The organism is Vibrio sp. 970, from assembly GCF_033339075.1.
On the sequence record NZ_JAWOTW010000003.1, the window covers coordinates 139,681 to 158,726 of the forward strand.

The window sequence follows — 19,046 nt, forward strand, 5'->3', positions numbered from 1 at the left end:
CAGCGAGTGTTATCAAGTTTGGAACACTCCATGACACTTTTATTTTAGTTATCCACAAAAACAGTGGATAACTTTTGGGATAACTAAATGGGGTAAAAAGTGGGGTGTTTCTGCAGGCTTTGCGCCATGGGTCTTACAGTGAAATTCTTATTCACATAGACACAAAAAAGTGTCTTCTTAACCATGTCGTCAAGTACTTTTTCGCAAATTTTTTCTACTTTAATGCACTTTACAGGCGCTGTTGGATATTTCGCAAACCCATGAACTTTTTGTGATTTTAATCAAGTCCAAACACGAGTAGAATTCACCGTTAGTAAAGAATTTTCCTTATAAAATTTTTAGTGAAGCAATGAAGTCTGAGTTTCCAAGTTATAAAGATAAGCATATCGCTGTTGTTGGTGGCGGTGTAGCAGGTGCAACAGCAGCAATTCATTTTGCGGAGCTGGGTTTTAAAGTTTCCGTAATAGAGAAGGGCGTATCACTAGTAAATGGTCCACCCATTTGTCATTTGCATGCTGGTGGTAATTTATATCGAGAGATTTCCGAGCAACAGTGCTTAGACTTGTTAGCACAATCTATTGATACTGTTCGCCTGTATCCGCTTTCACTGAATATTCGTCCGACAATCATCGCGGTTCCTCATTCCGATGGTGGAGACCCATCCACACTAATTCCGCGATTAGAGGTTGTGAAAAGTGCTTATCAGACGCTCGTTGATAAAGATGAGAGTAATAAAGTGCTCGGCGAGCCAAGCAAATACTACAAACTGTATTCAAAAGCGGAGCTAGAAGCTCTCGCGCAACGTACTCAACCAAGTCATCCTACAAACTTCGATGAGTGGTGCATTCCTTTTGCTCAACATGCTGATCTTGAAGCGCTAAAGTATCCTGTTGTCGCAGTTCAAGAATATGGTTGGAGTGTTTTTCGCCTCGCCGCAATTGCCAACTTAACACTAGATACGCTTCCTAATGCTTCGGTCTTCACACAAGCAACGTTTAAGCAAGCCGATTGGATGGGGGAACACTGGCAACTTGGCTATGAACGTGAAGGTATCGATTACCTGATGACATGCGACTACTTGGTTAACGCGTGTGGCTTTGAAACAGGCTCAATTGACAACACAGTTGGTGCCAAGCGAGACAGGTTGGTGGAGTTTAAAGCCGCTTACGTTACGAGGTGGGCAGACTGTCAACAACAATGGCCAGAAGTTATTTTTCATGGCCCGCGTGGAACCGATAAAGGAATGGCTCAATTGACGCCTTATGGCGATGGTTACTTTCAACTTCATGGTATGACAAAAGGAATCACGCTGTTTGAAGATGGTTTAGTGGAGAGCACGAACTCATCTGCTCAACCTGAACTGCCTATGCCTTTACTCTCGAAGATCCGTAACGGCTGGAGAGAAGAAGTGTTAGAAGAGCGAACGAACAACGCCATCAAACACATGGCACAGTTCATTCCCGACTATCACTCTGCTGTAAAAGGAGGAAAAGCATTATTTGGCGCTCAGCAAATTCCCGGCACAGATCCAGTACTCAGAGCGGCAGATGTGACTTTTGAAGATAACCACTACGCGAGAATAGAGGTGGTAAAAGCGTCATCGACACTACTCGCAGCGCAAAAAATGCTTCAATTCTGGTTTGACATCGATCCTAACCAAAATGTGGAAACACAGCATCCGGTCGCTGTGAAGTGGTCTGAACAAGAGGTCGAGCAGTACGCGATTAAACTCACTCAAGAGCGAGGCTATCCACAAGCTTTAGCAGTGCGTTATGGTATGCCTGCATAATCGGCTGTGTTTGGGCTCAGTGGTTGTATTAATACCCAAAAAACTGAGCCCATTGGCACCATACTTCTTGCAAGCCTAGTCTATCTCCTTTCACAAAATTGACTTTTTGTCCGGGTTTCGCCTGTGCCAGTCTAGGTAAGTCAATACGAGCTACGCAGCCAAATTTAGGATACCCGCCAATAGTCTGGTGATCGTTGAGCAGCACAATAGGGTTACCATCGCTAGGTACTTGAATTGAACCTAATGCAATTCCCTCTGATAGGACGCCTTCGTAAGGTGGACGAATGTTATTGCCCTCAAGACGGTAGCCCATGCGATTCGAATTTGGGGAGATGATGAATGCTTTGTTATAAAATGCTTGGCGAGCGTCTTCATCAAAGTCCTCGTTCTGATAGCCTTCAATCACTCTCAGCTTAATGGGTAAGTTGTAATCTGGCTTAAAGCGAAACGTCATTTGCCTTGGTTTACGTTTCGGTAAGTTATGAGGGACAAAGGGAAGAATATCACCAGCTTTCAAAGCGCCACCATTTGAATCATAACCACCTAGAGATTCTCGCAAGACGGTCGATGCGCTTCCTAAGTGCTGAGCAACATTGAATCCACCTTTAACCGCTAGGTAGGAGCGAAGTCCATTCCTTGCGACTCCGAACTGAAGCTTCTGTCCTTTTTTCAACGTAAAGTCAGACCAATTTGAAATAGGTTCACCATCTATTTTCGCATTTAAGTCACCGCCACATATAGCAAGGTGGCAGTTATGCAATGCAATAAAACAAGCGTTACCCAGAGTAATTTCAATCGCAACGCAATTGACTACGTTACCAAGCAAATGGTTGGCCCAACTGTAAGCATAGTCGTCGACCGGGCCACCTTGAGTCACACCGACATGCGCTAAGCCAAAACGACCAAAGTCTTGAACTAAAGAGAGCGGTCCTGGCTTTTCCACCAGTAATCCACCGTAACTCATAGTACGCCTCCTAAATCGATAAACTCTTGTTTTGAAATAGCATTAAAGGTGACCTTGTCACCCACTTCAAACGGTATAAAAGGAGGAGAGTCGGAGAAGAGCGCAAGCGGGCTTTTACCAATAATGTTCCATCCGCCAGGACTATCTGATGGATAGACGGCCGTTTTAGAGTCTGCGATTCCTACACTTCCGGCCGGCACTTGAGTTCTTGGTGTGGCAAGCCTTGCCATGTGCAATTGAGTATCAACGTCCGAGAGAAATGCAAAGCCTGGAGCAAAGCCAATTGCAGAAACCGCGTACTCGGTTTTCGTATGCAGGGTAATAAGATCGTCTAATGACAGACCTCGCTTTTTAAAACGAGATAGATCTAACGCGGTTTCTTCAGAGTAATATACAGGGATAGTAATGTGATTCGGCTGGGAAAGCTTAAGTGATTGAGTATCAAACTGGCTCACGATTTGTTGCAGCTCATTGGCTAAGTTCTTTTCGTTGATTCGAAAAGGTAAGTAATCAATGAGAATAGTTTGATAGGAGGGGACAACGTTCATAACAATTGAAGCGAAAGTTTCTCTTATGCTGCGAGCAAGCTCTCCGACTGCATTTTCAGAAATACTCTCATCAAACTTAATGAAAATACTGCACTCGGAGATCAAAGAGATATTAAATTTCTCTTTATGCATTAATTTCCTCCAGCGTATAGGCTTTGGCGGATCTTTTGGATCAGCGCGATCGACTCTTCATTGTCACCATGAACACAAATTGTGTCGGCTTCCAATAATATGTAACCGCCTGAAGCGGTTTTGACACGCCCAGAGTCAGCTAAGGTCCGGACTTGCTCAAGTATCGCGTGCTCGCTTTTTAACACGGCATTGGGCTGTGTTCTAGGAGTCAGTAAGCCGTCATCTTGGTATAAACGATCTGCAAATGCTTCAAATAACAAGGGAACATCATAATCGTCTGCGATTTCTAAGTATTTTTCGTTTTCCTGTGAAGCTAGGATCATTAACGGTACTTTGAACAGTGCTGCCGCCTTTACTACCGCTCTAAATATCGCATCACTTTTCATCATGTCGTTGTATAGAGCACCATGAGGCTTTATGTAACTGATGTCTGTGTATTGCGCCCGGCATAATGCTTGTAAAGCACCAACCTGATATATAACCATGTTCGTAATTTCATCACCCGTCATGCTTATGCTTCGTCTGCCAAAGCCTTGTAGGTCGGCGTAACCTGGGTGTGCGCCAATATCAACATCGTTGTCATTCGCTAGGGTGATAGTGTCGTGCATGACATTAGGGTCGGAGGCATGAAAACCACACGCGATGTTCGCCATATCAACATGGGGCATCACGTCTTCATCTGCGCCCATACTCCAAGAGCCAAAGCTCTCGCCCATATCACAGTTCAATGTAAGTTGCTGTTTATTCAATGTCATACGTTTTATTTCTACACAAGCAATGGGGTTACGATGCAGGAAAATGCATCTAGGTTCAGTGACTCACTTCATTCTTCTATCATGAAAACGAGGCTTTTTGAGCAGATAGGTGACGAAAAAGATCACGTTAGTCCATAAAGATGTTGCCGTTATTTGAGTTGATCCGAATTTTGAGGTATTTCGTTTCTTTTCCATCCAATTTTTGAGAATTTAAGGTTATTTTGCATTAGCATCGTGTTAATCTTGTCGCCCTTCATGGGTGATAGATTGCATAATGGTTCTTCTGTCATTTTTGTGGTTGTCTGCGACAGGAATATATATGTCATTACGAGCGAAGCTTATTTGGCCTCTTCTGGTCTTTTTAACGGCTATCTTTGTTATCTCAAAAGGTTACACCTCGTATACTGTATACCAATCGTCTAAGCATGAACTGGTCGAGCAGACAAGAAAGCTGATTAACAATGTTTCTTTCTCAATTAAAGATGCGCTGACAACAAAGGACAAGCAAAAAGCTCAAACTATTCTCGCCAACTTTTTAAACCAGCCAAATGTAACGCGGGTCAAACTTTATGACCAAGATGACCAACCATTCGCTGTTATGGAGATAAGTGGGGCACTAGCACCCGTTCCAAGTCAAACCGAAAGAAGTAGGTTGCACGCTCTAGGCTATGCCTTATCAACCAAATTTCTTTATGTTCTAGAGCCGATTATCCATGATGGCTATGTCATTGGTAGCATGAGAGTTACGCTTTCTCATCGCCCAATTGTAGAAGCCATACAATCTTTACTTCAAGATGGCGCTTTACTTCTTCTGTTTCTGATCGCTGGTGGCACTGTTTTTTACATAAGTATCGAGAGGCTTGTTCTCAAGCCCGTTATGGAGCTTAGCCGCTTAATAGAGAATGTGACACACGGACGAAGCACGGAAAATCAAGCACGCTATTACGCCAACGATGAAATTGGAGAGCTCGCGAGATCTTTCAATCAAATGATGAATAGGTTAACAGTACGTGAGAAGCAGCGGCAACATTCGCTAGACACACTAGAACAAAAGCGCGCATTTTCAGAAGAGGTTATCGAATCTATTCAGCATGCATTAGTTATTACAGACAATTCCGGACGTGTTATTCATTGTAATACGGCGACCCAGCAAATATTTCAAAAAAAATTAGATGAACTTAAATACGCCAATATTCGTGATCTAATTAAAACCAAAACACCGAATGAGCTGAGTCAGATCCTGAGTCGAGGCCTAGAGTGCGATGATATTCACCTCAAAAATGCAGATAACGAACAGCAGTTGAGCCTAACCAGTCGTCGCCTCTCGACACATGAATACTTACTGTTTTCGATTCAAGATATCACCGAAATTGAAGAAGCCATAAACCGGCAACGTGTTGCGGGACGTGTTTTTGAAAGCAGCCAAGATGGTCTCATTGTTCTTAATCATCGCGGTGTCATTACGATGGTAAACCCTGCCGTCACTAAGTTAGTCGGCTTAGAGGTGGATCAGCTTATTGGGAAGTCATTCATCCAAACGCTAAAGTGGCGCAAGTTACAGGAAATGATGCCTAGTATCATCGAGTCGATAGAAAATTATGGCGTTTGGCAAGGTGAAGTTATCGAGAAGAACCATATTGGTCAGTTTGTACCGATGTTTGCTCGAGTCAATCGTATCGTTAAGTGTGAAGACTATGGTTTCTATGATCTGGTTATTGTTCTTACCGACCTTTCCGGCGCAAAAGAGATGGAACGATTAGAGCATTTAGCTCATCACGATGCTTTAACGGGGTTAGCCAATCGATCTAAGTTCCATTTAGAGTTGGAACAACTAGTACAACGCTCTGGATACTTGCGTGACGAATTTGCAGTTTTGTACCTCGATCTGGATGGATTTAAAGAAGTTAACGATACCTACGGTCATGATGCAGGTGATGAAGTTTTGAAAAAAGTTTCCGAGCGTCTAACATCTGCGACGAGACATAGTGATTTAATCGCAAGACTTTCTGGTGATGAATTTGTCATGTTGGTAAATCCCGCCAATCAAAAAGTGGTCACCCGAATAGCAGAACAGTTGCTCGAGAGCATATGTGCTCCAATTGAGTACAAAGGTCACTTACTCAAAGTTGGCGTTAGTATCGGCGTAAAATTAGTCGGCGTAAATGAGCGCGATGCTACTCGAGTTTTAAAAAGTGCGGATACGGCAATGTATCAAGCAAAGAAAGCCGGAAAAGGCCAAGCAATATTAATGGGATGCGAATTACAAGAGACAGTTTAAATCGTAACGTCAAAGCTTTAAACTAACCCAATTCGCGTCAGAAGGAATAATAAAATGAAAGTACTCGTTACGGGTGGTATGGGCTATATCGGTAGTCATACGTGTATTCAAATGATCGAAGCTGGCATGACGCCAGTGATTCTAGACAACCTGTACAACAGTAAATCTACGGTATTAGATCGAATTGAAAAGGTATGTGGTGTAAAGCCAACCTTCATTCAAGCCGATATCAGAGATAAATTGGCGATGGTAGAAGCACTAAAGTCACACAATATTGAAGCTGTTATCCATTTTGCAGGTTTAAAGGCCGTCGGTGAGTCTGTAGCAAAACCCCTAGAGTATTACGACAACAACGTTAATGGCACTTTAGTATTGGTTGATGCAATGCGTGAAGCCGGAGTTAAATCGTTGGTATTTAGTTCATCAGCGACTGTATACGGTGATCCTGCTTCTGTACCCATCACAGAGGACTTTCCAACTAGCGCAACTAACCCATATGGTCGCAGCAAATTAATGGTAGAAGAGTGTTTAACCGACTTCCAAAATGCGAACCCTGACTGGAGCATTACACTTCTTCGTTACTTTAACCCGGTAGGTTCACATCCAACAGGCGAGCTAGGTGAAGATCCTCAAGGTATTCCAAACAACTTAATGCCGTTTGTTTCTCAAGTTGCGGTAGGGCGAAGAGAGTTCCTTTCTGTGTTTGGTAGTGATTATCCGACCAAAGATGGCACAGGCGTACGTGATTATATTCATGTAATGGACTTATCCGATGGTCACGTTGCTGCATTAGAAAAAGTAGGTAGCAAAGCTGGCCTTCATATCTATAACCTCGGTACTGGTAACGGCTACAGTGTACTGGACATGGTGAAAGCATTTGAAGCCGCAAGTGGTAAAGATGTCCCATACCAACTTGTTGAGCGTCGTCCAGGTGATATTGCAGAGTGTTGGGCGGATCCATCAAAAGCGATGAATGAGTTAGGTTGGAAAGCAACTCGCACTCTAGAAGAAATGACTGGCGATACATGGCGCTGGCAGTCTACTAACCCTCAAGGTTATCCAGACGCCTAATCTTTAATTTACACAATAGTAACAAAAAGGCGCGTGATTGCGTCTTTTTTGATCCAAATCGGAAAAAATCGTAAATTACTGGTTAAAAGGTAGCAAGTATATATAGAGCTGTTAAACTATGCCCGACTCTTAATTTGGGTTATAAATTTTCTCATAGCTATTGGGGTAGTTCATGGAACTCGGTCTGATCATCACTTTCATCATTGCAGCAGCAGTAATGGTGAAAAAAGAGATGGCAAAACAGTAAACTTTCATTTTTCATACTTTTCTTTACATTTTTGAAATGAAAGCCATAAAAAAAGCCAGCATTACGCTGGCTTTTGTGTTTTTAAGGTTTAGAACTCGTATTTAACACTAATGTTATAATTACGCTCAGCTTGCGTTTTGTCTCGACTTAACTCAGTCTTACCGCGAACATCGTTCCAAAGATGGTATTCTTCATTCGTTAGATTCATAACACCAGCACGAATGGTTATATCTTTCATTGGTTTGTAGTACGCCGTTAAGTCAACGACTGTCGCAGACGGCAAAGCAACTTGGTCTTTGATTCCGCCTTTATCACCATCAGAGTTGATATCACTGTTCGATTTCTTAGCCGTGTAGTTTACTTTTAGGCTTGTCCCCCAAAGTGCATTTGGTGAATCGTAATTTACAGCAGCTACGGCATTCCATGGGTTTACACTGTTCAAAGGATTACCATCACCATCTTCACCTTCTGTGTATGCTGCAACAAAGCGAGTTGTCACGCCTGATGGAAGACCAGCAATGGCATGCCAATCAAGACGGTTAGAGAGCTCAACCCCTTTAATGTTTGCTTCACTAATATTGATATTTGTGAATTCAGTTAAACCACCATTGTTTGATGACGTTTGCTCAATAAAGTCACTGTAATCACTGTAGTAGAACGCTACTTCAGTTGCAGACGCTGCAGTGTTATGACGGTAACCAAGTTCATAAGACAAACTCTTTTCAGATCCCAAATTTGGGTTAGGGCGGTTGGTATAGCCATGAGCCGGATTATCGTAGGTGTAGTAAAGCTCGTCGAACGATGGCGCTCGGAACCCTTGGCTCACTTGCGCGAAGATCGTGCCAGGTTGCGATACAGAGTAAGTTGCTCCTAAACGACCAGTTAATGCAGAGTCGCTAAACTTCTCGAATGACTCTTCAGAAGTATTTGAAGGATTAGTAGAGAAGTAATCGTAACGCACACCTGGAGTCAGAATTAGCTTGTCATTAAGAAGCGAAATTTCATCTTGCAAGAATAAACCAAAGCTTTCTTCTTTTGCATCCGGTGTGTAAACGTAAACAGTATCTGGCGTGCCAAGATCGGAATTAAACTCGCGATTGGTATTACTGATGTCACTATGTTTGTACGATATTCCGTAAACAATATAGTGATTTTGAATCTCTTTATCTAACTGAGTTTCGAATTCAAATTTGTCTTCAGTATATTCGTAATCTTTTTTCTGTTGGTTGTCACCACTAGGCGGTACGTAAGGTGGGTAACCTGGGCTGGCTTCGATAAAGCGATTAGAGACGCCGTTTTCTTCTTTACCAATCCATGTAAGCTTGGACGTGATCGTATCCGAGATAGCTGCATCTGCAAACCAAATGTGCTTGAGCCCAATGCGATTTTGCTTGGTTGTGTCTTCAGCGTTGAAGTTTTTGTAACTTTTATGTGCGATCTCTGAGTCAGTCTCGTTGTAAATAACTTCTCCCAAGAACTCCAAGCGATGAGCGTCATTCAATTGAGATTGAAGTTTTACCAATAGATCGTTTTTGTAATAATCTTGGTTGTCCACAGAATAGTTATCGTAAGGCGCCTTAGAGAAATTTTGTAGCTCTGCACCATCACGGCGTGTAAAGGCTATAAGTGCTTCTGTATTACCGAAACGCTTTGCTAAAGCTACATGCTCACTAAAAGAGTTATCTTCCGATGAATAAGAGAGTTTAGCTTGACCACCAAAGTCTTTACCATCTTTGAGGAAATCCTTCGGATCTTTTGTTTCGAATGCGACAACACCGCCAATTGCATCACTACCATGTAGGCTAGAAGCTGCTCCTTTAACAATTTCGACACTCTTTAGCATATCGGGGTCGACAGTAACGGCACTAGAATTGATAAACGAATATGGTCCACCGCTGAATACACCTGGTTGAGATGCACCGTCTACTAAGATTTTAACTCGTTTACCTTCCATCCCGCGAATGTTAATACTTTGGACGCCTTGGCGTTGAGTGCCATTAACAGTAACACCTGGCGTATACTCGAATAGATCATTCAAGTCCTTTACCATGTTTTCTTCGATGTCTTTCTCTGATACAACAGCAACAGAAGCAGCAACAGTGTTTATGGTTTGGTTGGTACGGGTGGCCGACACAACGACTTCTTCAAACTTAGAAGCTTCTTCCGCATAAGCAGTATGGGAAAGGGCAACTAAAATGGAGGCTGACAAAATTGATTTTTTATACATTGGCTTCAATACCTTAGATCCATAATAGGTAACAACACGCGGATATTAATGGATCTAAATAGTAATTACTATCATTACCATTGTCATTTATTGATTTGTATTGAATCTTCTTCTTAGGCTATTAGCATTCCTAGTCTTTAGTTATCAATATGTTATATAATTTGTCGTTAGTTCTTGATAAGTTCATCCAAATACAATGAATGTGATAAATATCACATTAAGAGAGGCCATGTGCAGAGTCCAATTACGTTAGAAGCACTCCATATTCTAGATGCTATTGATCGAAGAGGGAGTTTTGCTGCTGCTGCGAATGAGTTAGACAGAGCCCCGTCATCGCTGAGCTATCAAATCCAGAAACTCGAGCAAGACTTAGACATTATTATCTTCGATCGCTCTGGTCACAAAGCCCATTTTACTGAAGCAGGTAAGCTTATTCTTGAAAGAGGAAGAGCCATTTTACAAGCCAGTGAAAAGTTAGTGAACGATGCAACGTTATTGGCGAATGGCTGGGAACTGGATATTACCATTGCCTTCGATGGCATTATTCCTATATCCAACTTTTTCCCGATGGTTGATGCGCTGGCCGAGGTCAGCTCAACTCGAGTCAGGCTGCAAGAGGAGATTCTGGCTGGTAGCTGGGAGTCGTTGAATACGGGGAGAGCTGATTTACTGATTTGCCCATCACTGGATACGCTCCCTCAAGAAGTTAAGTCAGAAAAAATTGGTAAAATGAGTATGTATTGGGTAGCTTCCGCTGATCACTATGTTCACAAGCGTAGTGGTAAGTTTGATGAAGCAGCGCGAGAAAAGTATCGGATTATTGCTATTGCAGATACCGCACGTGAGCAACCCGCGCTCTCAATTAATATCATTCAAAAACAACCTCGCTTGACCGTCACCAACTTTACGGCAAAAGTAGAAGCGCTAACTGCAGGTTTAGGCATTGGTACATTACCAAGCCAAATTGCACAACCTCTTATTGATAGTGGTGTATTGAAACGAATCGAAGGCACTGAAGAACAGCCGATGGATATTATTTTGGCATGGCGCCGGAACACTATGGGTGAGGCAAAATCCTGGTGTATTCAGTACTTAAAAAAGAATTGGAAACTAAAGTAACAACGTAACTTTTACTTCTTAGATTCCCATTGATTATCGAATGTAAGAAGTAAAAGTCATCGCTAATGCTGCGCTTTTCAATTTAAAGGGAGCACCATATCTGCCGTACCGTCTGCAAACTGGACATCGATCTCAAACCCCAAGTTCTGAGCCAACATCAACATTCCTCTGTTTGTTGGCATGGTCATTCCAGACATTTGCTTTGTGCCTTTAATTTTGCAATAGCTGATTATTTTCTGCATCAGCACTTTGCCTAAACCTTTTCCTTTCAAATCTGAACGAACCAAAATAGCAAACTCAGCGTCACTATTGTCTGGTGTAATCAATGCGCGGGCTACCCCTATGATAGACGGTCCGTCAGTATTAAACGCTACCGCAACAAACGCCATTTCGCGGTCGTAGTCGATTTGAGTAAAGTTTGCCAAAGCCTCATGGTTGAACTCTCCAACTTCAGAAAAGAAACGCTTATAGAGATCTTCTTTCGATACGCTATTAATGAATTGAGCATGCAGCGGCTCATCCTCAGGCAAGATAGGGCGAAGCAGGATAGGTTGGCCATCTCGAAGCGTCACCGTTTCGACAAACTCTGCCGGGAAAGGGCGAATCGCTAGCCGTTTTTGGGCGTCTCCTTCGTACTTACACAGTGTGACATCTGCATCAAGGATAGTTAAATCGCTTCCGGACACCAGTACTGGATGGATATCCAGTTTTTGTATTTCTGGTAACTCAACTGCCATTTGGGAGATACGAACCAAGAACTTCGACAACTCAGTAATATCGAGCGCATCTTTGTGTTTCTGCAGGCGAATCTTTCCAGACTTTAGGGCAACAACGACAAGGTAGCGCGCAAGCGTCATGTTCAAAGGAGGAAGTGCAGCGACGGCATCTTGGGCGATATTCCACTCAGAGCCGCCTTGACCAAGCAAGATCACTGGTCCAAAGACTTTATCTACTGCAATACTAATCCGTAGCTCTTCAGCGCTGCCGAGCTTTGCCATCCCTTGTACTAACAGCCCATGTACATTGGCGGAAGGGTAACTGAGCTTTACGGTATCTAAAATGGATAGCGCTGCGTTGGAAACTTCTCGACTGTTTCTTAAATTTAGAGCGACACCGTGAACATCCGATTTATGAGGAATGTCTGGAGAACGTAATTTAACCGCAACAGGGTATCCAATATTTTCTGCCATATGAACAGCTTCAATGTCGTCAGATGCAATCCACGTAGGCAAAACGTTAAACCCGAACAGCTTAAATAATGGGCTGGTTTGATGCGTATCCAAGGTGACTGTGTTTTTATCCAGTAGTCGTTCGTTTACCCATTCTTTTGCTGAACTCACACTTCCAGAATGTAATGGCTCTGCCGTCGTTGGCGTTTCCATTAGTTGTTTCTGGTTTCGTCTGTATTCGACCAAGTGCATGTATGCTACAACCGCACTTTCAGGTGTTCTATAGGTTGGAATGCCTGCTTGAGTAAAGGCCAGTCGCGCTTCTCTCGACGTTTGTTCTCCTGACCAGTTGGTCAAGATATTAAAATGCTTATGCCGAGGGTGAGATTTGATGGCATTAATAACGACTTGAGCAGTTTCAAGAGGATCAGAAACAGCAGAAGGACTATGCATAATCAATATCGCATCTGCACAGTCGTTATTCATCAGTGCGTTAATGGTATCAATATAGCGTTTTTGGGTTGCGTCACCAGACAGATCAATTGGATTTCGAGCACGCCAGTTGGATGGAAGTACTGCTTGTAATTGCTCAATGGAAGCGTCATCAAGCGTTGCGAGTTGGCCACCACGTTCAATCAAAGTATCAACGGACATAACAGCAGGGCCGCCGCCATTGGTGATGATCGCTAAACGCTCTCCACGAAGTGGCACAGAATGCGTGAGTGTTTCTACCGCGGCAAAAAGCTCATGCGTATTGCTGACTCGTAACATACCAGTTCTGCGAATAGCAGAATCGTAAATTACGTCAAGTGTATCTCCGTCTTGCTGCTCAAAAGTATTCATCTCTTTAGAGCGGCCCGCTTTTAGCACCAATATACGTCGGTTACGTGAAGCGGCGCGCGCAGCAGACATAAATCGGCGAGCGTCTTGGATATTATCAACATAAAGCAGAATAGCTTCAGTGTTTCCATCCATACTCAAATAGTCGAGCAAATCTGCAAAATCGATATCTTGTCCGCGCCCAATCGAAATGAACGAAGAAAAACCAATGTTCTTATCATTTGCCCAGTCTAAAACCGTGGTACAAACCGCCGCGGATTGTGAGATGAAAGCAATTTTTCCGGGTTTAGCTGCAACAGGGGAAAACGTGCAGTTAAAATTGTGCCAAGGAAGGATGATACCTAAGCTGTTTGGGCCTAAGACTCGAATGTTCAATGATGAGATATCTAAAGGATTAGGGTCATCAGAGATAACAATCGCAAACGGTGTGCCTCTCTCATCTAGCTCTTTAAGCAATTGCTCGTTACGTGAAACGTTCGTACACAAAATTGCAATATCTGGCGTATAGGGCAGGGAAGCTACATCAGGGTAAGCGATCACGCCAGATACGGCTTTATATCGCGGCGTTACTGGCATAATCGCGCCACCAAATCCACTTTGTAGAAGGTTGCGCATCACAACATGTCCTGCTCGCAATGCTTTTTGAGATGCCCCAATAACGGCCACAGAGTTGGGTTTAAAGAGTTTATGTAGTTTATTCATGCTGACTCCTGGCCGTTTGTAAGTCACGTTGGCTTCTCGGTTTCATATCAATCATAAACGAATAATTTACTGATAAAACATCTTCAGACCAGACATTGCAGAAAATGTGTACGATGCTTATGGAGTTTGTGTTATTCATCACATCAAAATCACAGATTATTGTATTTGATGCTTGATAAACGGCCCTGCTATCGGCATGATTTATCGTAATATTTATCCAGAGCATTTGTTACTTCATGAAAAAAATCGCAATCATCGGCTTGTCAGTTCTGCTTTCTGCTTGTGCATCTGAAACTTACATCACGGATGTGACCTCAGAAAGTTACCGAGAGGACTACAAATCAGATCGTATCTCTAAACCAATTATGGCGTCTGAAAACGCTGTAGTAGAAAAAGACGTACAACCAACTGTTGTGAAAATGACGGCAAAGCCTGAAGAAAAGAAAGTAGTCAAGCTAACGCCAAAAGAGCAGGCGAAGCCAGTTAAGATCGTACCACCAAGTAAAAAGCAAGCTGGCATTCAACGATTCGGCTATACCATTCAAGTCGCAGCTGTGGGTAGCCAAGCTAAAGTCGATCAGTTTGCAAATAAGCTGCCACAGAACGGTCAGCCAATTTGGGAAAACTACAAAGTTGTAAACGGTACTAAGTGGTTCTCAGTTTTATACGGAGACTACGCAACAAGCGCAGAAGCCAAGCAAGCGATTTCGACTTTGCCAGCTCAATTTCAGCAGTTAAGACCATTTGTTAAAAGCATTGATGCAATCAAAAACTCAGCTTACCCAACGCTTAACAAATTAAATTAACACATCAAATAAGGGAGCGAATAGCTCCCTTATTTATTTGCTCAAATCCTATTCGAACAACATTCCTCACATTAAAATTACTGTACGTCACACTTCAAAGGTTTATCATAATAAATAGTATCTTTTGTAGGTCACGGAAAGATGGATTCATGATTAAAAATATTCTTTTACTATGCGGCGGTGGCTCTTCTGAGCACGAGATTTCATTATTGTCTGCAAACTTTGTCGAACAACAACTAAATCTTATTGAAGACGTTCACGTTACACGCGTAGAAATAAAAAACGAAGGTTGGATGACCAACCAAGGTGAGTTGGTTTACTTGGATCTCAATACCAAGCAGTTGTGCTCAAGTGGATCTAATCAAACCATTGATTTCATCGTGCCTTGTATACATGGTTTTCCTGGCGAAACAGGCGACATTCAATCTCTGTTTGAAATCGCAGGTATTCCTTATCTTGGCTGCGGGCCAGAAGCGAGTAGCAATAGTTTCAATAAAATCACATCTAAGCTTTGGTACGACGCTATCGGCATACCCAATACGCCATACTTATTCTTAACGCGAAACGATGAAGAAGCTCACGCTCAAGCTCATAAAGCCTTTGAAAAATGGGGAAAAGTTTTTGTTAAAGCCGCTCGTCAAGGCTCTTCCGTTGGCTGTTACAGTGTCACAGCAAAAGACAAACTTTCTAATGCAGTAAATGATGCTTTTGGGTTTTCTGACCAAGTGTTGGTTGAGAAAGCAGTAAAACCTCGAGAACTTGAAGTTGCTGTATATGAGATGAATGGCCAACTACATATCACTAAGCCAGGCGAGGTCATCGCGCCTGATGGTGCTTTTTACTCTTACGATGAAAAGTACAGCAGTTCAAGTCACTCGCTCACAGAAGTTGAGGCGAAGAATCTAACTCAAATACAATTAGATTCCATCCAACACGCGTCAGAGACGGTATTTAAACAAATGAATCTTCGTCATTTATCTCGTATCGACTTTTTCCTAACGGAAGATGATGAGATTTACTTAAACGAAGTAAACACATTTCCAGGAATGACTCCGATCTCAATGTTCCCTAAAATGCTTCAAAACAACGGGCACAAATTTCATGAGTTCTTGGAAGATTGTATAAACAGTGCAAAGTGATTAACGTTATCGAGACGCGTTTTATGATACAAGTTGTTTTCTAGAGCAAGGATTATTCAAGCCGTATTTGAATATTGCTCAGTAGCAATTATGATTATATCAACGCATTAAACAGATGACTCAGTGGTATGGCGATTTCAAATTATAGAGGTTTTAACCTGCAGTCAGTCGGATCAGATGGCAGTGTTTGGAAGGTTAAAATCAAGAACCACGTTTTACAGGGCAGTTTGACGGCGGTAAAGAAAAGCATTGATTGGTGGTGTGACACCGCATCGATTATTGATCCCAAAGAGTTTGCTTCACTCGGACAAAGAGTGCAGCAAACTGGTGTTGCAAAATCAGAGGTCTTTAACGGCTATACTATTCAAAACGATACAGGCCAACCTAACTCTTGGTACTGTATGTTTAATGGTAAACTGATTAAGGGCAGTAAAGCCGCTATTCAACGCCATATCGAAGCTTATTTGGTTGCAAAGCAAAAAGCGATGCAAGCTCAACAACAAAAGAAACAATAGAATGACTCTGGTATATTCAACAGAAACCGGTCGAATTAAACCGGAAGAAGAAAAAGTATCTCGCCCTAAAGGCGATGGTGTTGTTCGGATTCAGCGCCAAACGAAAGGCCGTAAAGGTAAAGGCGTATGCATTGTTACAGGTTTAGACTTGGATGATGCACCTTTAAAGTTATTAGCGGCAGAACTCAAAAAAGTCTGTGGCTGTGGTGGCTCTGTAAAAGATGGCAATATCGAGATTCAAGGTGATGCTAGAGACAAGATCAAGGCACATCTTGAAAAGAAAGGCATGACAGTCAAATTAGCCGGTGGCTAATTTAATATTTCCAGTAAACAAAAATGGCGTCTAAAGAAATAGACGCCATTTTTTATAAGTTGCTAATTGAAGAGCAAGCAATCGTAGATTGATAGATCGATATTAGCTATTTTATGGTAAATAACCATTATGTTTAATGCTCACAGTAAGGCCCTTAAATTTAAAATCTGCAGGGGAATAGGAGCATACTTAGACAGCATTTAGCGTACGGCGACATGCAATTTAACATAATATACATAATGCGCACTTAGCTATAGCTACTTTAAGGTCGCCAAGCCACAACGCAAACATGCCACAAACCATTGAAATACTTGATAATCCTAGCCCGTTAAACTTTTTTGCAATGTTTTCCCACATTCCTTTTATGTGTGGATTTTCGTTGCGATCAGCGTGACATCCCAACAAAGCTATCTCTGGGTCAATTCCTGAATTCTCCGCTAGAAAAACTGCTTCTGAATCAGATATATAGCGTCTTCCTTTTCGCATTTCGCTGATTCTGGACGCGTTTACATTCAAATCATGTGCGATTTGCTTGTCTTGTACGTAGTTTTTCGCCTTTTTGTAGGCATCTAACAGCTCACTTTGATACATGGGACTACCTCCGTTTTCTTGATTTTAGCTTAGTAGTTACGGAAATTCGCATCTAGCAATTACGAAAATCCGTAATTACACTTACGACAAATCGTAATTAAGACCGCCTTGGCTTGGGGCGTTTGCCCTTGACGCTTACGTCTTGGCTTCGGCGGTCGCTCTCAACTAGTCAAGGTGGTTGTTATGGTCGTATTGGAAACTGAAGTTCAAAACGTCAACGTTAAAACGTTAACGCTTCGTCATTTCGCAGTGTCTCACGTTCCTGCTTTCAAACTGTGCTACATCACTACAACAGACATCTTTGAAGAAGTCGTTGTTCCTTTCAATCATTTTGGCTACTGCATTAGCACATTCGAAAACAACAAAGAGTCTTTTGGTTATCTCTCGGTTGGCGATTACGAGTTTCGCTTTGAATCTGACGAGCATGAAGTTCTCTGTCGTTTCTTAGGCATGACACCTTCAAAAGCGACGGCTTTAGAGGCTCAGTAATCATGAACGAAGCTCAAATCATCTATTACGACTTGCTGCCTGACTACACGGTTTCTGTGTTGGTCAAAGGTTGCGACGAATGGGATTTGCTTAAATCCATGTCTCATCTTGAGTCTTGGGCTTCCTCTCAGTTCACTTCTTATGAGTTGGTGTCCATCACCAACACGACCGTTGAACAACGTATCAATTTGGGGGTGTTTGATGACTACTGCAACTAACATCCTTAAAAGTTTCGATGAGCAAAGCGTTCATATTGATTACTTGTGTTTTACGTTTGCTGTTAAAGACTTACGCCATTGTCATGATGCGGTTCGTCGATTGCACAAGCATGAGGAATACAAAGGCTTTGCCAAATCAGGACTGTTACAGCGTCACTGTCGAGCGCCTAAGTTCCCTGCTCCACCTGTGTTTAATCCGACGGTTGCTAAGACGTCAGAAGACATTGAAGCGTACAACAAAGCCTTTGATATCTGTTACCGCAACTATTTGGAAGACTGCTTGCGCATCTTCACCAATCAAGTGCTAGGTTTGTCGCTGTCTGCGCCTCGCGGTTTGGGTTTCCAGTTCTACACCGAATCCATGAAGCTGACTTCGCCAGATGGTGAGGACTTCTGCGGCTTCGTTGGTATCGGCGGTAACAATGACACGGTGCATTTCCAAATCAACGGAACGGGATGCAAGCATGTATTTGCCCGTCGTCCTGCGTGGTCGCTGCATGACTGGCTGACTAATGTACTTGGTGTGCAAACTCTGGCGCGTGTTGACTTGGCCTATGACGATTACGACGGGATTTTTGATTGCGAATACGCTTACAAGGCGTGGCGTGACGACTGTTTCCGCACCGCTGAACGTGGCCGTGGTCCTGTGCTTCATGAAGATATGACCATTGCCAGTATCGGCAAAGACGGCAAACCGATTTACACCAAAGAGCAATACTCAATTGGTTCGCGTACCTCGCGCATTTACTGGCGTATCTACAATAAGGCGCTTGAGCAGAAACTCGCGAACACTGGCCTTGTCTGGTATCGCTCTGAAGTCGAGCTTAAAAAATGGAATGTTGATGTGTTGCTGAATCCGGCTGGCGCGTATGCCGCGCTCAATGATTTCGCAGCCTCGATTTCTACCGCTAAGAAATTCAATACCAAACCTGTCCCGACGAAACGCGCGGCGTTAGACCTGTTGGCCTCTGCGCACTGGATGCGTCGCCAGTACGGGAAAATTCTGAACTCTTTAATCGAATTCCATGAGGGCGACATTGAAACCGTGGTCGGTTCCCTTGTCCGTGATGGAACTAAATTCACCTTCCCCGATACCTACGGCAAGTTGGTGACTCACATATTGGAGACTTAACA

The 19,046-nt window shown here is 42.9% G+C and carries 17 protein-coding genes; 11 read left to right on the forward strand and 6 right to left on the reverse strand.

Features of this window, described 5'->3' with window-relative positions:
• Window positions 1–349 precede the first annotated feature (349 nt).
• Window positions 350–1,789 (forward strand): FAD-dependent oxidoreductase, encoded by a 1,440-nt coding sequence (locus R7Q11_RS05510; protein ID WP_025767775.1) that lies wholly within the window; start codon window positions 350–352, stop codon window positions 1,787–1,789.
• A 28-nt stretch (window positions 1,790–1,817) separates the two neighbouring features.
• Here the strand turns inward: R7Q11_RS05510 and R7Q11_RS05515 are convergent, their stop codons facing one another.
• Genes R7Q11_RS05515 through R7Q11_RS05525 form a run of 3 tightly spaced genes read right to left on the reverse strand, consistent with a single transcriptional unit; the run spans window position 1,818 to window position 4,188 of the window.
• Window positions 1,818–2,753 (reverse strand): biotin-dependent carboxyltransferase family protein, encoded by a 936-nt coding sequence (locus R7Q11_RS05515; protein ID WP_005376316.1) that lies wholly within the window; start codon window positions 2,751–2,753, stop codon window positions 1,818–1,820.
• Window positions 2,750–3,433 (reverse strand): 5-oxoprolinase subunit B family protein, encoded by a 684-nt coding sequence (locus R7Q11_RS05520; RefSeq protein WP_005376314.1) that lies wholly within the window; start codon window positions 3,431–3,433, stop codon window positions 2,750–2,752. Before R7Q11_RS05520 ends, R7Q11_RS05515 begins: the two co-directional genes overlap by 4 nt.
• The gene (locus R7Q11_RS05525) at window positions 3,433–4,188 is read right to left on the reverse strand and encodes a 5-oxoprolinase subunit PxpA (RefSeq protein ID WP_005386314.1); all 756 of its coding nucleotides are present in this window, start codon (window positions 4,186–4,188) and stop codon (window positions 3,433–3,435) included. The genes R7Q11_RS05520 and R7Q11_RS05525 overlap by 1 nt, the downstream gene beginning before the upstream one ends.
• A 319-nt stretch (window positions 4,189–4,507) precedes the next feature.
• Between R7Q11_RS05525 and R7Q11_RS05530 the strand changes: the two genes are divergently transcribed.
• A complete protein-coding gene (locus R7Q11_RS05530; RefSeq protein WP_222712622.1) occupies window positions 4,508–6,466 on the forward strand; it encodes a diguanylate cyclase domain-containing protein in 1,959 nt (652 codons plus the stop codon).
• A gap of 54 nt (window positions 6,467–6,520) precedes the next feature.
• Window positions 6,521–7,537: a UDP-glucose 4-epimerase GalE gene (gene galE / locus R7Q11_RS05535; RefSeq protein WP_005386320.1), complete on the forward strand. Its 1,017-nt coding sequence runs from the start codon at window positions 6,521–6,523 to the stop codon at window positions 7,535–7,537.
• A gap of 335 nt (window positions 7,538–7,872) precedes the next feature.
• Here the strand turns inward: galE and R7Q11_RS05540 are convergent, their stop codons facing one another.
• Window positions 7,873–10,011, reverse strand: coding sequence for a TonB-dependent hemoglobin/transferrin/lactoferrin family receptor (locus R7Q11_RS05540; RefSeq protein ID WP_225466261.1), 2,139 nt, complete (start codon window positions 10,009–10,011; stop codon window positions 7,873–7,875).
• A 231-nt stretch (window positions 10,012–10,242) separates the two neighbouring features.
• On the opposite strand from R7Q11_RS05540, the gene R7Q11_RS05545 reads away from it, so the two are divergent.
• Window positions 10,243–11,130, forward strand: coding sequence for a LysR family transcriptional regulator (locus R7Q11_RS05545; RefSeq protein WP_017634152.1), 888 nt, complete (start codon window positions 10,243–10,245; stop codon window positions 11,128–11,130).
• A gap of 77 nt (window positions 11,131–11,207) precedes the next feature.
• On the opposite strand, the gene R7Q11_RS05550 is transcribed toward R7Q11_RS05545, so the two are convergent.
• A complete protein-coding gene (locus R7Q11_RS05550) occupies window positions 11,208–13,841 on the reverse strand; it encodes a bifunctional acetate--CoA ligase family protein/GNAT family N-acetyltransferase (protein ID WP_085569030.1) in 2,634 nt (877 codons plus the stop codon).
• Window positions 13,842–14,077: 236 nt separating this feature from the next.
• Here R7Q11_RS05550 and R7Q11_RS05555 point away from each other — a divergent pair, with 236 nt between their 5' ends.
• The 4 genes from R7Q11_RS05555 (at window position 14,078) to yciH (ending at window position 16,614) form a co-directional block, all read left to right on the forward strand.
• On the forward strand, window positions 14,078–14,647 hold the full coding sequence (locus R7Q11_RS05555; protein WP_005390018.1) for an SPOR domain-containing protein: 570 nt from the start codon (window positions 14,078–14,080) through the stop codon (window positions 14,645–14,647).
• A gap of 149 nt (window positions 14,648–14,796) precedes the next feature.
• Window positions 14,797–15,786: a D-alanine--D-alanine ligase gene (locus R7Q11_RS05560; protein ID WP_225466262.1), complete on the forward strand. Its 990-nt coding sequence runs from the start codon at window positions 14,797–14,799 to the stop codon at window positions 15,784–15,786.
• 128 nt (window positions 15,787–15,914) lie between these two features.
• Window positions 15,915–16,301 carry a DUF3319 domain-containing protein gene (locus R7Q11_RS05565; protein WP_005376294.1) on the forward strand — a complete coding sequence of 129 codons (387 nt, stop codon included), beginning with the start codon at window positions 15,915–15,917 and terminating at the stop codon, window positions 16,299–16,301.
• Between the two features lies 1 nt (window position 16,302).
• Window positions 16,303–16,614, forward strand: coding sequence for a stress response translation initiation inhibitor YciH (gene yciH, locus R7Q11_RS05570; protein WP_005376292.1), 312 nt, complete (start codon window positions 16,303–16,305; stop codon window positions 16,612–16,614).
• A gap of 222 nt (window positions 16,615–16,836) precedes the next feature.
• On the opposite strand, the gene R7Q11_RS05575 is transcribed toward yciH, so the two are convergent.
• Complete coding sequence (locus R7Q11_RS05575; RefSeq protein WP_045346885.1) at window positions 16,837–17,205, reverse strand: DUF3693 domain-containing protein; 369 nt, start codon at window positions 17,203–17,205, stop codon at window positions 16,837–16,839.
• Between the two features lie 183 nt (window positions 17,206–17,388).
• Here R7Q11_RS05575 and R7Q11_RS05580 point away from each other — a divergent pair, with 183 nt between their 5' ends.
• From R7Q11_RS05580 to R7Q11_RS05590, 3 genes are read left to right on the forward strand one after another with little or no spacing between them, the layout of a single operon-like run.
• Window positions 17,389–17,694, forward strand: coding sequence for a hypothetical protein (locus R7Q11_RS05580; protein ID WP_069501899.1), 306 nt, complete (start codon window positions 17,389–17,391; stop codon window positions 17,692–17,694).
• Between the two features lie 2 nt (window positions 17,695–17,696).
• Window positions 17,697–17,912 (forward strand): hypothetical protein, encoded by a 216-nt coding sequence (locus R7Q11_RS05585; protein ID WP_005477640.1) that lies wholly within the window; start codon window positions 17,697–17,699, stop codon window positions 17,910–17,912.
• Window positions 17,896–19,044, forward strand: coding sequence for a replication initiation factor domain-containing protein (locus R7Q11_RS05590; protein ID WP_238970906.1), 1,149 nt, complete (start codon window positions 17,896–17,898; stop codon window positions 19,042–19,044). The genes R7Q11_RS05585 and R7Q11_RS05590 overlap by 17 nt, the downstream gene beginning before the upstream one ends.
• Window positions 19,045–19,046: the final 2 nt, after the last annotated feature.

Bases quoted from the DNA above. Each gene is read 5' to 3' on its own strand.
- galE (WP_005386320.1), top strand. From the start codon at position 6,521: ATGAAAGTACTCGTTACGGGTGGTATGGGCTATATCGGTAGTCATACG.
- R7Q11_RS05555 (WP_005390018.1), top strand. From the start codon at position 14,078: ATGAAAAAAATCGCAATCATCGGCTTGTCAGTTCTGCTTTCTGCTTGT.
- R7Q11_RS05580 (WP_069501899.1), top strand. From the start codon at position 17,389: ATGGTCGTATTGGAAACTGAAGTTCAAAACGTCAACGTTAAAACGTTA.
- R7Q11_RS05560 (WP_225466262.1), top strand. From the start codon at position 14,797: ATGATTAAAAATATTCTTTTACTATGCGGCGGTGGCTCTTCTGAGCAC.
- R7Q11_RS05530 (WP_222712622.1), top strand. From the start codon at position 4,508: ATGTCATTACGAGCGAAGCTTATTTGGCCTCTTCTGGTCTTTTTAACG.
- R7Q11_RS05520 (WP_005376314.1), bottom strand. From the start codon at position 3,433: ATGCATAAAGAGAAATTTAATATCTCTTTGATCTCCGAGTGCAGTATT.
- R7Q11_RS05585 (WP_005477640.1), top strand. From the start codon at position 17,697: ATGAACGAAGCTCAAATCATCTATTACGACTTGCTGCCTGACTACACG.
- R7Q11_RS05565 (WP_005376294.1), top strand. From the start codon at position 15,915: ATGGCGATTTCAAATTATAGAGGTTTTAACCTGCAGTCAGTCGGATCA.
- R7Q11_RS05590 (WP_238970906.1), top strand. From the start codon at position 17,896: ATGACTACTGCAACTAACATCCTTAAAAGTTTCGATGAGCAAAGCGTT.
- R7Q11_RS05550 (WP_085569030.1), bottom strand. From the start codon at position 13,841: ATGAATAAACTACATAAACTCTTTAAACCCAACTCTGTGGCCGTTATT.
- R7Q11_RS05575 (WP_045346885.1), bottom strand. From the start codon at position 17,205: ATGTATCAAAGTGAGCTGTTAGATGCCTACAAAAAGGCGAAAAACTAC.
- R7Q11_RS05540 (WP_225466261.1), bottom strand. From the start codon at position 10,011: ATGTATAAAAAATCAATTTTGTCAGCCTCCATTTTAGTTGCCCTTTCC.
- R7Q11_RS05510 (WP_025767775.1), top strand. From the start codon at position 350: ATGAAGTCTGAGTTTCCAAGTTATAAAGATAAGCATATCGCTGTTGTT.
- yciH (WP_005376292.1), top strand. From the start codon at position 16,303: ATGACTCTGGTATATTCAACAGAAACCGGTCGAATTAAACCGGAAGAA.
- R7Q11_RS05525 (WP_005386314.1), bottom strand. From the start codon at position 4,188: ATGACATTGAATAAACAGCAACTTACATTGAACTGTGATATGGGCGAG.
- R7Q11_RS05515 (WP_005376316.1), bottom strand. From the start codon at position 2,753: ATGAGTTACGGTGGATTACTGGTGGAAAAGCCAGGACCGCTCTCTTTA.